Origin of the sequence: Caulobacter segnis (assembly GCF_023935105.1) — a bacterium.
GTDB classification, from domain to species: Bacteria; Pseudomonadota; Alphaproteobacteria; order Caulobacterales; family Caulobacteraceae; genus Caulobacter; species Caulobacter segnis_B.
The window spans coordinates 488,235-502,421 of record NZ_CP096040.1 but is presented as its reverse complement, the minus strand read 5'-3'; the positions used below and the strand labels follow the sequence as shown (position 1 = coordinate 502,421).

Sequence of the window (14,187 nt, the reverse complement as noted above, 5' to 3'; positions counted from 1 at the left end):
GGGGCGGCTACTTCTCGTCCAAAGATTCGGGCAACGGCGCGGCTCCACGCCCTTTGCGCCAATGGCGCCACAACAGCGGCAGAAAGGCCAGAACGCCCATGCCGATGATTGGAAGATAGATCCGTGGCGACAAGAGGGTTTCGATCGTTACAGGACCGCCACGCGCGAAGAGATGGCCAAGTCCCGCGCCGATCCCGGCATAGATGAAGGAGCTCGGGATCATGCCCAGGATCGAGGCCAGTACGAAGGTGCGTGTGCGAATGTTGGCCACCCCCGCGGCGACATTGACCGCCAGCAGTGGGAAAGCGGGGATCAGGCGCAGGGTCAGCAGGTAGTTGAAGGCGTCGCGGCGCAGCCCCTCCGCCATGCGCGCCAGGAAGGCGTCGGGCTTTCGGCGCAGCACATCGCCGAAGGCGGTGCGGAAGACCAGATAGGTGACGGTCGAGCCACCGGTCGCGCCGGTCACCGCCAGGGCGCCGCCCAAGGGCCCGAACAGGAAGCCGGCGGTCAGCGACAGGATCAGGGCGCCCGGCAGGGAAACCGCCACCGAGCTGACATAGATCGCCAGATAGATCGCCGCGCACAGCACGGGCTTCTCGCGCGCGAAGGCCTGCAGCTCGGCGCCCCGGGTTCGCAGCTCTTCCAGCGACAGATGGCCGGCCAGGCCGCTGGCGAAGGCGGCCACGAACAGGATCACGATGACCGCGAGCGGTCCGAAGCGGCGCAGCAGCGTAACGGCCCGCTCGCGAGTCATGGGGCGCCGACCGCGTCCTCGACCGCCGCGAAGCCGTCGGCCCGCAGACGGGCGGCCAGGTCCCGCTTGATGCGGGCGACCAGGCCCGGACCGCCATAGACCAGGGACGAATACAGCTGCACCGCGCGCGCGCCGGCCCGGATCTTGGCGTAGGCGCCAGCGCCGTCGGCGATCCCGCCCGCCCCGATCAGGGCCACGCGGCCGGTCGCGGCGGCGTGGAAGCGCTTCAGCACCGCCGTCGACGGCTCCAGAAGCGGCGCGCCGGACAGGCCGCCGCTCTCACCGGCCCGCGCCGACCTCAGGGTCTCGGGGCGGGCGATGGTGGTGTTGCTGACGATGATGGCGTCCAGGCCCGCCCCGACCACGGTCTCGACGATGGCCTCGACCTCGCCGTCCTCCAGGTCGGGGGCGACTTTAAGGAAGATCGGATAGTCGACGCCGGACGCGATCTTCAACGCCGCGCGAGTCTCGGCCAGGCGGCCCAGCAGCTCCTCCAGCGCCGCCTTGGTCTGCAGCGCGCGCAGGCCCGGCGTGTTGGGCGAGGAGATGTTGGCCGTGAAATAGTCCGACAGGCCCCACAGGCGGGTCAGGCCGATGACGTAGTCCTGGATGCGGTCGGTCGCGTCCTTGTTGGCGCCGATATTGGCGCCGACAATCCCTCCCCTGCCCTGGCGGGCCGAAAGGCGTTGAGCGAACGGCTCCAAACCGCCGTTGTTGAAGCCCATGCGGTTGATCACCGCCTGATCCTCGGTCAGCCGGAACAGGCGCGGGCGCGGATTGCCGGCCTGGGCCAGCGGCGTGACCGTGCCGGCCTCGACGAAGCCGAAGCCGGCGGCCAGCATGGCGTCGGGAACTTCGGCGTTCTTGTCGAACCCCGCGGCCAGGCCCACGCAGTTGGGCAGGTCCAGCCCCGCCAGCTTCACGGCCAGGATCGGGTCGTCCGGACCGCTCTCGCGCGGCCCCAGGCCCCACTTAAGGCCCCGGATCGCCCAGCCGTGCGCGTCCTCGGGATCGAAGACGTGGAGGGCGCGAGCGGCGAGATCATGAAGGCTCATGCGAGATGGTCGCCCAGCTGCGGCACGCCGGCGGCGTCCAGCGTCAGATCGGTCTCGGTCAGCACCTCGCCCGCCAGCAAGGGGCGATAGAGGTGCGGGAACAGCGCCCCGCCGCGCGAGGCCTCCCACTTCAGAGCGTCGCCCAGGCCTTCGGCCTCGACACCGAGCAGGACCAGGTCCGGCAGGCCCTTGAAGTATTTGGCGGCGGTCTCTTGAGCTTGATCGGCGGCCGACAGGTGGATGTAGCCGTCCTGGAGATCGACGGCCGAGCCCTCGAACCGGCCGGCGGCCTTGGCGGCGTCCCACTCCGCGCGGGACAGGATTTTGTAGATCAGGGTCATTCGCCGCCGGCTCCGCCATGTTCTTGGGCGTAGAAAAGGTGTTGCAGCACCGGCGCGCCCCGGCCGTTCCAGCCGAAGACGACCACCGTGGCGGTCGGAAAGCGCCCGCGCAGCTTGTTGGTCTGGATCGGCGAGGCTTGGCTCTGGACGGCCAGCCGCAGCGCCAGCTCGTGCAGGCCGGGGTTATGGCCGACGATCATCACGGTTCCGGCGCCGTCGCCACGATCGTCAAGCGCCGTGAGGATGTCCTCTGGGTCGGCGTGGTAAAGGTCGCGCGAATGCTCGACGCGCGGCTTGTGATCATGCGCCACAAGCATCTGCTCGGCGGTCTCGCGCGTGCGGCGGGCCGAGGACACCAGCATCAGGTCGGGCGTCAGGCCCAGACCCGCCAGAACACGGCCCATGACGGCGGCGTCGACCCGGCCGCTTTCGGCCAGGGCGCGCTCGAAGTCGCCGCCGCTCGCGGCATGCCGTTCGGCCTTGCCGTGGCGCATCAGGATCAGTCGCTCCATGCCGACCTCCATAGCCGTCCGCCGCCTTCGCAGGAAGCGGGCGGTTGACACCTTCTTCGCCAAGCGCTCCAAGGCGACATGGCTGCGCTCGATCTGGTCACGCCCGTCCTGTCCGGCGGGGGAACCTGGCGGTTTCCCGCGAACGAACCCCTGCGGCTCGATTCGGGCGGGGTGATCGAAGGGCTGGAGGTCGCCTACCAGACCTATGGCCAGCTGAACGCCGACAAATCCAACGCCGTCCTGATCTGCCACGCGCTGACCATGGACCAGTACGTGGCCTCGCCGCACCCGACGACGGGCAAGCCGGGCTGGTGGCCCCGACTGGTGGGTCCGGGCAAGCCGCTGGATCCGGCTCGCCATTTCATCATCTGCTCGAACGTGGTCGGCGGCTGCATGGGTTCGACGGGTCCGGCCTCGACCAATCCGGCCACGGGCAGGCCCTATGGCCTGTCGTTCCCGGTGATCACCATCGGCGACATGGTCCGGGCCCAGGCCATGCTGGTCACGGCCCTGGGCGTCGACACCCTGTTCGCCGTGGTCGGCGGCTCGATGGGCGGCATGCAGGTGCAGCAGTGGGCGGTGGACTATCCCGAGCGGATGTCCAGCGCCGTGATCCTGGCTTCCGCCTCCAGGCACTCGGCCCAGAACATCGCGTTCCACGAGGTGGGCCGGCAGGCGATCATGGCCGATCCGGACTGGCGCGGCGGCGCCTATGCCGACCACGGCGTGCGGCCCGAGAAGGGCCTGGCCGTGGCCCGGATGGCCGCGCACATCACCTATCTATCCGAGCCCGCCCTGCAGCGGAAGTTCGGCCGAGAGCTGCAGCGCGATGGCCTGTCGTGGGGCTTCGACGCCGACTTCCAGGTCGAGAGCTACCTGCGTCACCAGGGGTCCAGCTTCGTCGACCGGTTCGACGCCAACAGCTACCTCTACATCACGCGGGCCATGGACTATTTCGACATCGCCGCCAGCCACGGCGGGGTACTGGCCAACGCCTTCACCCGCGCGCGCCACGTGCGGTTCTGCGTGCTCAGCTTCTCCAGCGACTGGCTGTATCCGACCGCCGAGAACCGCCACGTCGTGCGCGCCCTGACCGCCGCCGGCGCCCGCGCCGCCTTCGCCGAGATCGAGAGCGACAAGGGCCACGACGCCTTCCTGCTAGACGAGCCGGTGATGGACGCGGCGCTTGAGGGCTTCCTGGCCTCGGCGGAACGTGATCGGGGGCTGGTTTGACCAACACCGTCATCCGTGAGGATTTCCGCGAGATCCTGCGCCTGGTGCGCCCCGGTTCGCGCGTACTGGACGTCGGCTGCGGCGAAGGCGCCCTGCTGGACCTGCTCGCCCACGAGAAGCAGGTCGACGCGCGTGGCCTGGAGCTCAGCGCCAGCGGCGTGGCCGCCTGCATGGCGCGGGGCCTGTCGGTGGTGCAGGGCGACGCCGACCTGGACCTCGACCACTTCCCCGACCGCTCGTTCGACTACGCGGTGCTGTCCCAGACCCTGCAGGCGACGCGCAAGCCGCGCCATGTGCTGGATGAGCTGCTGCGCATCGCCGACCGGGCCATCGTCTCGTTCCCAAACTTCGGCCACTGGCGAGTGCGCTGGTCGTTGCTGAGCCGTGGCCGCATGCCCGAGACCAAGGCCCTGCCGCTGCCCTGGTGGTCGACGCCGAACATCCACCTCTGCACCCTGGCCGACTTCATGGCTCTGACGGCGGACCTGAACCTGCGCGTCGACGCCAGCGCCGCCTTCGCCGGCCAGGGCCCCGCGCGCTCGATGGATCCCGCGAGCGCGCTGGAGAACTGGCGGTCCGAAACCTGCCTGTTCATGCTCAGCCGCAATGGCGTCCCGGCATCAAAGGAACTTCCGCCGGCTTCGGGCGATCTCTTCGACGGATGAAGACGCTTCGTCTCATGACCTACAACGTCCACCGTTGCGTGGGCACGGACCGCAGGCTCGACGTCGAACGTGTGGCGGAGGTCATCGCGGCCGAAAAGCCGGACGTCGTGGCCCTGCAGGAGCTGGACGTCGGCCGGATCCGAACCAAAAGCGTCGACCAGGCCCACCGCCTCGCCGAGCTCCTGAAGATGAGCTTCCACTTCCACCCGGCGATGACCGTGGAGGAAGAACTCTATGGCGACGCCATCCTGACCGCCCTGCCCGAACGCCGGATCAAGGCCAGGAGCTTGCCCATGTACCGCCGGGTCCCTGGCCTGGAGCCGCGCGGCGCCCTTTGGGTCGAGGTCGAGGTCGGCGGAACCAAGGTCCAGATCATCAACACCCACCTGGGTCTGGTGCCCCAGGAGCAGAAGCGGCAGGCGGCCGCCCTGCTGGGCCCCGAATGGATGGGCGACGATCGCTGGGTGGCACCCGGCGTCGTGCTGGGCGACTTCAACGCCACGCCTTATTCGGCCACCTATCGCATGCTTCGGACCGCCTTGCGCGACGCCCAAGCCCCGACCCCGACCTGGCCTCGGCCCGCGACGGCGACCTTTCCGTCCAGCTTCCCGTTCATGCGCATCGACCACGTCTTCCTGACCAAGGGTCTGGAGACGCGTGGCGTCAGCTCGCCCTACAGCCCGCTCGCCAGGGTCGCCTCCGACCACCTGCCGCTGGTGGTCGAGCTGGAGATCACGGCTGAAGACGCTCCGGAGGCTCCGGCGGCGGCGCGGTGAGCTTGGCGATGTCGCGCTTCAGGCGCGCGCGACGCCCCCAGGGCCGCCAGGCGTCGTCCGGCGCGATGGCGTCGCCCAGGCTCCAGTCGGCGATGAACTGCTGTATCCCCGACAGATAGCGGGTCGGCACGGGCTGCAGCCGCCGGGGCGGGCCGCCCCGCACATCCAGCGCGTTGATCGCCGCAGCCAGGCCGCCCTCGCGCTCCATCGCCTCCAGCACGTCGGTGGCGCTTCGGTCGATGAAGTGGCCGACCAGTCGTCCCAGAAAGGCGCGGACGGTCTCGCGCTCCAGATCGGAATGGGCCTCGAACGCCAGGTCGCACTCGCTGTCCAGGCCGATCGAGCGGTTGTTCAGATTGGCCGAGCCGATCCGCAGCATCCAGTCGTCCATGATCGCCACCTTGGAGTGGACGATGATCGGCGCGCCCTTGGGCGTGTGGGCCGAGAAGGCCGAGAAGCGCTTGTGGACGTCGACGCCGCGCAGCCGGTTGATCGCCGACGCCCGGGCGCTGTCCATGGTCATCTGGTCGAAATAGCTGGGACTGCGGGCCGGGCCGATCGTCACGACCTCGGGACCGTCCGGCTCGGCCAGGCGCTCGGCCAAGGCCTCGACGATGATCGGCGAGGTCAGATACTGGTTCTCCAGATAGATCAGCCGTCGCGCCCGGCGAATGGCCGACAGATGCAGCAGCATGCACTCGGTGATCTCTTTTCGGCCCTGCCACGCGGCCGAGGTGCGCGCCACGGCGATCGGCATGCGGCGCAGGTCCGGCAGCAGATCCTCGGGCCAGGGCGTTTCCTCCGGCCGCTCGGGACGGTCGATGGGATCGCCGCCCGACGACTTCCAGCGGTCCATGAAGAGATCGGCCATCGCCTCGCCCGCCCGGCCGTCGACCAGCATCGAGACCTCGTGGCGGGCCGGGTAGTGACGGCCCGTCGGCAACCGGCGCAGCGGATTGTTGTCGAGATGCCGGCAATCGTCCCAGCGGTCGACGCCGATGTCGCCGCCGCTGATCAGGGCGGTGACGCCGTCGATGATCACCGCCTTCTGGTGATGGCAGGCGCTGGCCGGCAAGGTGGCATCCAGGCGATACTTGACCCGCGAGCCGGCGAAGAAGGCCGCGCCCCTGTGGGGTCCGAACAGCTGCGAGGCGGCGATCGGGAACGGCATGTCCCAGGTCAGCACCCGCACGTCCAGCGCCGGGTTCAGCGCCGCCTGGCGTCGCAGGATCAGGCCGATGCGGTCGGCGTGGGTCGGGTCACGGCTCTTGCGCACCCGATCGGGATCCAGGCGCGTGAGAGGGTCGAACACCCAGGCCAGGATCCAGATCGACTTGCGCGCCGACAGGATCAGCGGCTTCAGCGCGTCGAACGCCTCGTCGTTGTCGATGAACAGGGCCACGCGGTCGGCGGGCTCGACCCGCCAGCAGTTGTATCCCGGTTGGAAGACGGAAGACCCTGGATCCATGTCGCCCTAAAACGCCCGTGAACTGCAAAAACGCGCGGAGCCGTTTATGGCTCCGCTTGGGCGTCCCGTCTCGTGGACTCTCGAAAAGCTCGCGGGATCAGCCCGCGATCGCGGCGGCGTCGCGTTCGCCGGTGCGGATGCGCAGGGCCTGCTCCAGATCGAGGACGAAGACCTTGCCATCGCCGATCTTGCCGGTGTTGGCGGTGCGTTGCAGGGCCTCGATGACCGGCTCCAGCACGTCGGTCGGGACGGCGATCTCCAGCTTGACCTTCGGCAGCAGCTTCACCTCGTACTCGGCGCCGCGATAGACCTCGGTCTTGCCCTTCTGCCGGCCATAGCCGCGCACCTCGGTGACCGTCAGGCCCGACGCCCCCGCCTCGGTCACCGCCTCGAGCACCGCGTCCAGGCGGCTCGGCTTAATCACGGCGACGATCATCTTCATGGCGCGGCTCCCAGGAGCGAACGGTTGTTACGACTCCAAGCTAGGCGTCCGCGCGCTTCGCTCCAAGCCCGATCAGCGGTCTCGACCGCTCGGCGCCTGAGGAACGGGCGCCTTATTGACAGGAAGCGGGCGTCCGCCGGTGTGCCGCGCGGGCGTCGGCCCCGCTGGACTGGGCAGCAGCACTCCGGGCGCGAACACCCGGGCGGGGGCGCGGTGGCCGCGCGGCTTGACCGCGAAGGTCTGTTTGACCGCCTCCATCAGGATCACGCCAGCGAAACGCGGCCACAGGCGGGCGCCGACCTGTTCGAAGCCCTCGGCCCAGCCGGCCATGGCGCCGAATGGCGGAACATAGAGGGCGCGGGTCCAGCCGGCGGGCTCCAGGCCCGCCTCGCGGATCAGACTTTCCAGCTGACCGCGGCTGTAGGGCCGACCGTGCCCGAAGGGCGTGGTCTCCGCCCCCGTCCAGGCCCCGTCGCGCGACGAAACGGCCACGATCAACCGGCCGGTGGGGGCCATGACCCGACCGATCTCGGCCAGCAGGGCGGCGGGGTCGTCGGCTTCTTCCAGGGCGTGGACGGCCAGGACGCGATCGAACAGGGCGTTGGGCAGCGGCAAGGCCGTCTCTTCCACCAGGCACGCCTGGTTGCGGCCGCCATGCGGCCAGACCTCCACCCCCTGTTGGGCGGGCATGGCCGCCACCACCCGCCGGGCCCTGGTCCGGGCGGCGTCGAGGAATGGGGTGGCGTAGCCGACGCCCAAGACGTCCAGGTCCCGGGTGTCGCCCCAGGCCTCCTCGACCTTGCGCGTCAGCATGGTTCTCGCCGCGCGCCCCAGCGGGGCGGCGTAGAAGGCTCTCAAGTCCAGCACGTCGCGGCGCATTGAGTCTCCCGAGCGTCGAGGTCATCCTTGTAGGCGCGCCCGCTTCGGCGCGATAGAGCAACCGCGCCATGCCCCTGACCGTCCACCAGTTCCCCTGCCTGTCCGACAACTACGGCTTCCTCGTCCGCGACGAGGCCAGCGGCCAGGTGGCGGCCATCGACACGCCGGACGCCACGGCCATCCTCGCCGAACTCGACAAGCTGGGCTGGGGCCTGGACATGATCCTCAACACCCACTGGCACCCCGACCATGCGGGCGGCAACGAAGCGTTGAAGGCGGCGACCGGCGCGACCATCGCCGGCCCGGCCGAGGTGGCGCGTATCGCGCCGCTGGATCGGGTCGTGAGCGGCGGCGACGTCGTCATGCTGGGCGAGACGCGCTTCGAGGTGATCGACAGCGGCGGTCATACCCTGGGTCACATCGCCTATCACGACGCCGCCGACGCCATCGCCTTCGTCGGCGACACCCTGTTCGCCCTGGGATGCGGACGCCTGTTCGAGGGCACGGCGGAACAGATGTGGAGCTCGCTGACCCGCGTCGCCGGCCTGCCGGACGAGACCACCGTCTACTGCGCGCACGAATACACCGCCTCGAACGCCCGCTTCGCCCTGTCCGTCGACGACGATCCCGCCCTGAAGGCGCGGGCGGACGCGGTGTTCGCCGCTCGCGAGCGCGGCGAGCCGACCGTGCCGACCACCATCGCGGCCGAGAAGGCCACCAACCCGTTCCTGCGCGCGCCGCTGCTGCGGCCGAACGCGGCCTCGCCCGCCGAGGCCTTCGCCGAGATCCGGACCGCCAAGGACAGCTTCAAGGGATGAGCAACAGCGTGACGGACCAGAACAGGCAGGAACGGGCTATCGCCGGCGACCTGGGCGCCAAGGAGATCATCCGGATGCTGGACCTGCAGCCGCACCCCGAGGGCGGTTGGTACAGGCAGACCTTCCAGGACGAACCGGGTTCCGACGGCCGGGCGAAGTCGACCTGCATCTATTTCCTGCTGGAGGCCGAGCAGGTCTCGGTGTGGCACCGGGTCGACGCGGTCGAGACCTGGCACTGGTACGCTGGCGCGCCGATCTCGATCACCCTGTCGCCGCCCGACGGCGCGGGATCGACCGCCCATGTGCTGGGTCCGGACCTGCGCGCCGGCTGCCGGCCGCAGGTGGTCGTGCCGACCTCGTGGTGGCAGACGGCCGTCAGCCTGGGCGCCTGGACCCTGGTCGGCTGCACCGTGGCGCCCGGCTTCCGGTTCGAGGGCTTCGAGATGGCGCCAGCCGACTGGACGCCGTCGCGCGGCTGATCCCTCCAGGCGGAAAAGGGGCGCGTCAACCTGCCGCAGGCCCCCAAAGCGGGTACCCATAGTGGGCAACTTGGTCGCATGGCGTCGGTATCTGAGCCATGCAATCCTTTTCTGGTCGCGTTCAGTGCGTCGGCCCCGGGAACCAAGTCACCTATGTCCGAAGAGTACGTCAATGCTCGCGCGGCCACTCGCTACGCGACGGATTACATCCTGCGCTGGGTCGAAATCGCCACTGAAGTCCACGGCTCCGATCTTCTTTATGCTCTCGTCTTCACGACGCTTTGGGCCGGCAACTGCTCGCACATCCGCGGCTCGGTCTATACCGAGGTGGACGACATTCCGCCGGATCACGAGCGTAGGCCGCTGACCGTGCGCCAGGTCGCCGATTCCCTGGGCCTGCCCTACGAGACCGTCCGCCGTCGCTTCGTCGAGATGCTCGAAAAAGGCATGGCGCAGCGCGTCGGCCGCGAGGGCTTCATTGTCCCGCAGTCGGCCCTGGCCCGTCCCGAGGTCGTGCAGGGCCTGAAGCGCTCGCACATCAGCCTGACCCGGTTCCTCAAGGAACTGAAGTCGATCGGCGTCGAGGCCGCCTAGGACGTCACGACGCGACGCTGCTGCCGCGTACGATCAGTTCGACCGGCGCCAGGGTCGAGGGCGCGTCCTCGCCGGCCATGCGACGCAGCAGCAGATCGACCATCGCCCGCGCGCCGAACGCCAGGTCTTGGCGCACGGTGGTCAGGGGTGGGGTGCTGTGTTGAGCCTGGACGACGTCGTCGAAGCCGACCACCGCCACGTCGCCCGGCACGGTCCGGCCAGCCGCCTTCAGCGCGTCGATGGCGGCCAGGGCGACGACGTCCGAGAACGCGAAGACCGCGTCAAACGGGACGCCGGTCGCCAGGAAGGTCGCCATGGCCTCCCGCGCCTCGCCCGCCGTATAGGGCGTCGGAACGACGAGCGTGGGATCAAAAGCAAGCCCGGCCTCGGCCAAGCCTTTCTTGTAGCCCTCGAACCGCTGGATCGCCTCGGGCGCGTCGGTCTCGCCCAGGAAGGCGATGCGCGCGCGGCCGTTCGCGGCCAGATGCGCCACGGCCACGCGACCACCCTCGACATTGTCGCTGCCCACGGCGCAGTAGCGCTGCCCGGGCAGCCGGGCGCCCCAGACGACCATGGGCCGATAGGTGTCGGAGACCGTGTTCAGCGCCTCGTGCTGGTTGCTCTGGCCGATCAGCAGCAGGCCATCGGCCCGATGCGACTGGATGATGCGCTCCAGCCAACCGGTCTCGTTGACGATGACCTTGTTCAGCAGAACCGAATAGCCGCGACGCGTGATCTCGTCGGCCAGCCGTCCGACCATCTCCAGGAAGAACGGGTCGGAGATCAGCTGTCCGGCCTCATGGGCCAGGGGAATGATGACCCCGATGGTGTCGGTCTTGCGCAGGCGCAGGGATCGGGCCGACTGATTGACGACATAGCCGTGGGTCTGGGCGATCTCGACGATGTGGTCGCGCAGGGCCTTGGGGATCAACGGATTGCCCGCGAGGGCGCGCGACACCGTCGAGATTGACACGCCCGCCATCCGCGCGATGTCGGCCATCTTCAGGCGCCCGCGGCCGGGCGCCTCGGCGATGTCGGGGCTATCCATGGAAACACTAGAACCTTGCGAACGCGCGAAAAGCCTCGCTGGCGTCGCATAACGCAGGGTTGCGCGCGAGGTGCGACGCCACGAAGCCGTGACTAGCGAACACCGATATGCGAGCCAGGTAAACGGGTTCTGAGCAGTTATGGTTACGCTTCCAACGGGCTATATAAAGCCCGTCAGCGGTTGATCACCTTGATGATCCGCTTGGACGACGGACGTCCCGCCACGCCCTGGTCGGGCGAATAGGTGATGGTCAGGGAGCCGTCCTTCAGGGACGCGGCCGGCTTGCGGCCCTCGGCCAGCAACACGCGGGCGATGCGCGAGATCAACGAACGATCGCCCTTGCGCGCCATGCGCTCGAAGGCTTCGGCGACGACGGTCGCGGTATCGGCGGCCAGGACCGAGGTCTCGGGGCGCACGTCCTGCACCGTGGAGAACTCGATGTCGCGTTGGGCCGCGCGACTGGCGCGGGCGGTGGCGATACGCACCCGCTGGACGAAGACGCTGAACGACAGGATGGCCGGCGGCTGGATCGACGAAGCCCGGCCCGACAGGGCGGCGGCCGCGCCCATCGGGGCGTCGTCCGTGAACAGGATCACCCCGCCCAGCTTGGTGACCCGCAGAACCGGCTCGCCCAGATCGTTGCGATAGATGACGTCGCCGCGCGAGGCCTGTTGCGCCGACAGCACCCAGACCTCGGCGCTGTTGTCGAACTTCATCAGCGGCTGGGGCGAGGCCTGGTCGAAGATGAAGCCGCCACCGGCTTCGGAGACGTAGCGGGCCACCGGCGGGGCCGCCACGCGACGAGCCTCGCCCGAGCCCTTATGGCCGAGCAGGGCGTCCCGCAGGGAGTGCGGCAGCTGCTGGGCGTTCGCCGACGCCGCCATGACCATCAGAGCCGCGATGGCCAGGGTCGCCTTCGCCCCCCAATCGCCAAGCTCCGCCTTGCAGAATTTCATACGATCCGTACTGCCCGCCGACTGGGGCGAATCTTGGACGTGTTAACGTCCAAACCCCGAAGCCGCGCGCATGAGGCCAAACCGCAACAGTCGCCGTCAAGCCCGAGCTTCGGGGGAGGTCTTCGGACCAGGCCTGGTCAGGCCATGTACTGGCCGCCGTTCAGGCTGAGCGTCGCGCCGGTCACGAAACCGGCCCGCTCGCCCGCCAGGAACGAGACCATGTCGGCGATCTCCTCGCCCTTGCCCAGGCGGCCGACCGGGATGCCGGCGATGATGCCCGCCAGCACGTTCTCCGGCACCGCCGCCACCATCTCGGTGTCGATGTAGCCGGGGCAGATCACGTTGACCGTCACGCCCTTCTTGGCGTTCTCGAGCGCCAGCGCCTTGGTGAAGCCGATCAGGCCGGCCTTGGCGGCGGAATAGTTGGTCTGGCCCATCTGGCCCTTCTGGCCGTTGATGGAGCTGATGTTGACGATGCGGCCCCAGTTGCGCTCGCGCATGCCCTCGATCACCGGACGGGTCATGTTGAAGGCCGAGTCCATGTTGACCCGGATCACTTCCGACCACTGCTCGTAGGTCATCTTGTGCAGCATGCCGTCGCGGGTGATGCCGGCGTTGTTGACCAGGATGTCGATCGGTCCGAGCTCGGCTTCGACCTTCTTCACGGCGGCGGCGCAGTCGTCGAACGAGCCGACATTGCCCTTCACGACCATCACGCCCAGCTCCTTGGCGCAGGCCGCGGCCGCTTCCTCGTTGCCGGAATAGCCCGCCGCCACCTTGTGTCCGTCGGCGATCAGCCGCTCGCAGATGGCTCGGCCGATCCCGCGGGTGCCGCCGGTCACGAACGCAACTCTCGTCATTTCAGTCTCCCGGATATTTTTATGATTGGCGCCGGCCCGCGCGCGCCCAGAACCATCGGATCTGGAAGCGCGCGGTCACGGCTAAGGTTGCGTGTCGATAAAGTGTCAGACCGCCTCGACGCACATGGCCACGCCCATGCCGCCGCCGACGCACAGGGTCGCCAGGCCCTTCTTGGCGCCCGAACGCTTCATCTCGTGCAGCAGGGTGGTCAGGATCCGCGCGCCCGACGCGCCGATCGGGTGCCCGATGGCGATGGCGCCGCCGTTGACGTTGACCTTGGCCGGGTCGAGACCCAGCTCGCGGACCACGCACAGTGACTGGGCGGCGAAGGCCTCGTTGCTCTCGACCAGGTCGAGGTCGCCGACCGACCAGCCGGCCTTCTCGAGCGCTTTCTTCGAGGCGGGGATCGGGCCGGTGCCCATGATCTCGGGCTCGACGCCGGCATTGGCCCACGAGGCGATCTTGGCCAGAGGCTTGAGACCGCGCTTGGCGGCCTCCTCGGCGCTCATCAGGACGAGGGCGGCGGCGCCGTCGTTCAGGCCCGAGGCGTTGGCCGCGGTGACGGAGCCTTCCTTGTTGAACACGGGCTTGAGGCCCTGGACGCTTTCCAGCGTCGCGCCGTGACGGATAAACTCGTCCTTGTCGACGACCGTGTCGCCCTTGCGGCCCTTGATGGTGACCGGGACGATCTCCTCGTCGAACTTGCCGCCCTTCTGCGCGGCCTCGGCCTTGTTCTGGCTGGCGACGGCGAACTTGTCCTGGTCTTCGCGGGTGATCTGCCAGCGGTTGGCGATGTTCTCGGCCGTCTGGCCCATGTGGTAGCCGTGGAAGGCGTCCCACAGGCCGTCCTTGATCATGGTGTCGACGAACTGCAGGTCGCCCATCTTCTGGCCGCCGCGCAGGTTCTGGGCGTGCGGGGCCTGGCTCATGCTCTCCTGGCCGCCGGCGACGACCACCTTGGCCGAACCATCGGCGATCTGCTGGGCCGCCAGGGCGACGGCGCGCAGGCCCGAGCCGCAAAGCTGGTTCAGGCTCCAGGCCGGGCTCTCGACCGGGATGCCGGCCTTGACCGAGGCCTGGCGGGCCGGGCCCTGGCCGGCGGCGGCTTGCAGCACCTGGCCGAGGATGACCTCGTCCACGTCCGCCGGCGCCAGTCCAGCGCGAGACACGGCCGCCTCGATGGCGATCTTGCCCAGTTCGGCGGCGGGCAGGCTGGACAGCGCCCCGTTGAACGAGCCGACCGGCGTGCGGGCGGCGGAGACGATGACGATGTCGCTCATGCGATAGCTCCCGTGACATTCTGACG

General features: G+C 69.1%; 17 protein-coding genes. 6 read left to right on the top strand and 11 right to left on the bottom strand.

Translation table 11 applies throughout. The features are described 5' to 3' along the window. Positions 1–7 precede the first annotated feature (7 nt). The 4 genes from MZV50_RS02620 to MZV50_RS02605 are packed head-to-tail and all read right to left on the bottom strand — an operon-like array spanning position 8 to position 2,662. Positions 8–754, bottom strand: a complete 747-nt coding sequence (locus MZV50_RS02620) for a TVP38/TMEM64 family protein (RefSeq protein WP_252632873.1) — start codon at positions 752–754, stop codon at positions 8–10. After that, positions 751–1,809, bottom strand: a complete 1,059-nt coding sequence (locus MZV50_RS02615) for a quinone-dependent dihydroorotate dehydrogenase (protein ID WP_252632872.1) — start codon at positions 1,807–1,809, stop codon at positions 751–753. Before MZV50_RS02615 ends, MZV50_RS02620 begins: the two co-directional genes overlap by 4 nt. Further along, positions 1,806–2,150, bottom strand: a complete 345-nt coding sequence (locus MZV50_RS02610; protein ID WP_252632871.1) for a DUF952 domain-containing protein — start codon at positions 2,148–2,150, stop codon at positions 1,806–1,808. The genes MZV50_RS02615 and MZV50_RS02610 overlap by 4 nt, the downstream gene beginning before the upstream one ends. Further along, entirely contained in the window at positions 2,147–2,662 is a 516-nt protein-coding gene (locus MZV50_RS02605; RefSeq protein WP_252632870.1) for a SixA phosphatase family protein, read from the bottom strand. The genes MZV50_RS02610 and MZV50_RS02605 overlap by 4 nt, the downstream gene beginning before the upstream one ends. Positions 2,663–2,740: 78 nt before the next feature. On the opposite strand from MZV50_RS02605, the gene metX reads away from it, so the two are divergent. From metX to MZV50_RS02590, 3 genes are read left to right on the top strand one after another with little or no spacing between them, the layout of a single operon-like run. Beyond that, positions 2,741–3,895: a homoserine O-acetyltransferase MetX gene (gene metX, locus MZV50_RS02600; RefSeq protein ID WP_252632869.1), complete on the top strand. Its 1,155-nt coding sequence runs from the start codon at positions 2,741–2,743 to the stop codon at positions 3,893–3,895. Next, positions 3,892–4,560: a methionine biosynthesis protein MetW gene (gene metW, locus MZV50_RS02595; RefSeq protein WP_252632868.1), complete on the top strand. Its 669-nt coding sequence runs from the start codon at positions 3,892–3,894 to the stop codon at positions 4,558–4,560. The genes metX and metW overlap by 4 nt, the downstream gene beginning before the upstream one ends. Continuing rightward, positions 4,557–5,336, top strand: a complete 780-nt coding sequence (locus MZV50_RS02590; RefSeq protein ID WP_252632867.1) for an endonuclease/exonuclease/phosphatase family protein — start codon at positions 4,557–4,559, stop codon at positions 5,334–5,336. Before metW ends, MZV50_RS02590 begins: the two co-directional genes overlap by 4 nt. On the opposite strand, the gene MZV50_RS02585 is transcribed toward MZV50_RS02590, so the two are convergent. The 3 genes from MZV50_RS02585 to MZV50_RS02575 form a co-directional block, all read right to left on the bottom strand. After that, positions 5,293–6,804: a phospholipase D-like domain-containing protein gene (locus tag MZV50_RS02585; protein WP_252632866.1), complete on the bottom strand. Its 1,512-nt coding sequence runs from the start codon at positions 6,802–6,804 to the stop codon at positions 5,293–5,295. The genes MZV50_RS02590 and MZV50_RS02585 overlap by 44 nt on opposite strands. 97 nt (positions 6,805–6,901) lie before the next feature. Then, positions 6,902–7,246 (bottom strand): P-II family nitrogen regulator, encoded by a 345-nt coding sequence (locus MZV50_RS02580; RefSeq protein WP_047411696.1) that lies wholly within the window; start codon positions 7,244–7,246, stop codon positions 6,902–6,904. Positions 7,247–7,318: 72 nt separating this feature from the next. After that, a complete protein-coding gene (locus MZV50_RS02575) occupies positions 7,319–8,125 on the bottom strand; it encodes a class I SAM-dependent methyltransferase (RefSeq protein ID WP_252632865.1) in 807 nt (268 codons plus the stop codon). A 68-nt stretch (positions 8,126–8,193) separates the two neighbouring features. Between MZV50_RS02575 and gloB the strand changes: the two genes are divergently transcribed. From gloB to MZV50_RS02560, 3 genes are all read left to right on the top strand, one after another. Next, the gene (gene gloB, locus MZV50_RS02570) at positions 8,194–8,943 is read left to right on the top strand and encodes a hydroxyacylglutathione hydrolase (protein ID WP_252632864.1); all 750 of its coding nucleotides are present in this window, start codon (positions 8,194–8,196) and stop codon (positions 8,941–8,943) included. Then, entirely contained in the window at positions 8,940–9,422 is a 483-nt protein-coding gene (locus MZV50_RS02565; RefSeq protein ID WP_252632863.1) for a cupin domain-containing protein, read from the top strand. Before gloB ends, MZV50_RS02565 begins: the two co-directional genes overlap by 4 nt. A 153-nt stretch (positions 9,423–9,575) precedes the next feature. Continuing rightward, positions 9,576–10,016 (top strand): hypothetical protein, encoded by a 441-nt coding sequence (locus tag MZV50_RS02560; RefSeq protein ID WP_252632862.1) that lies wholly within the window; start codon positions 9,576–9,578, stop codon positions 10,014–10,016. 4 nt (positions 10,017–10,020) lie between these two features. Here the strand turns inward: MZV50_RS02560 and MZV50_RS02555 are convergent, their stop codons facing one another. The 4 genes from MZV50_RS02555 to MZV50_RS02540 all read right to left on the bottom strand — a co-directional run bounded on the left by MZV50_RS02555 (position 10,021) and on the right by MZV50_RS02540 (position 14,161). Then, the gene (locus tag MZV50_RS02555) at positions 10,021–11,016 is read right to left on the bottom strand and encodes a LacI family DNA-binding transcriptional regulator (protein ID WP_252635157.1); all 996 of its coding nucleotides are present in this window, start codon (positions 11,014–11,016) and stop codon (positions 10,021–10,023) included. Between the two features lie 221 nt (positions 11,017–11,237). Further along, positions 11,238–12,020 carry a DUF4908 domain-containing protein gene (locus MZV50_RS02550; protein ID WP_252632861.1) on the bottom strand — a complete coding sequence of 261 codons (783 nt, stop codon included), beginning with the start codon at positions 12,018–12,020 and terminating at the stop codon, positions 11,238–11,240. Between the two features lie 137 nt (positions 12,021–12,157). After that, on the bottom strand, positions 12,158–12,880 hold the full coding sequence (locus MZV50_RS02545) for a beta-ketoacyl-ACP reductase (protein ID WP_252632860.1): 723 nt from the start codon (positions 12,878–12,880) through the stop codon (positions 12,158–12,160). 105 nt (positions 12,881–12,985) lie between these two features. After that, positions 12,986–14,161 carry an acetyl-CoA C-acetyltransferase gene (locus tag MZV50_RS02540; RefSeq protein ID WP_252632859.1) on the bottom strand — a complete coding sequence of 392 codons (1,176 nt, stop codon included), beginning with the start codon at positions 14,159–14,161 and terminating at the stop codon, positions 12,986–12,988. Positions 14,162–14,187 lie beyond the last annotated feature (26 nt).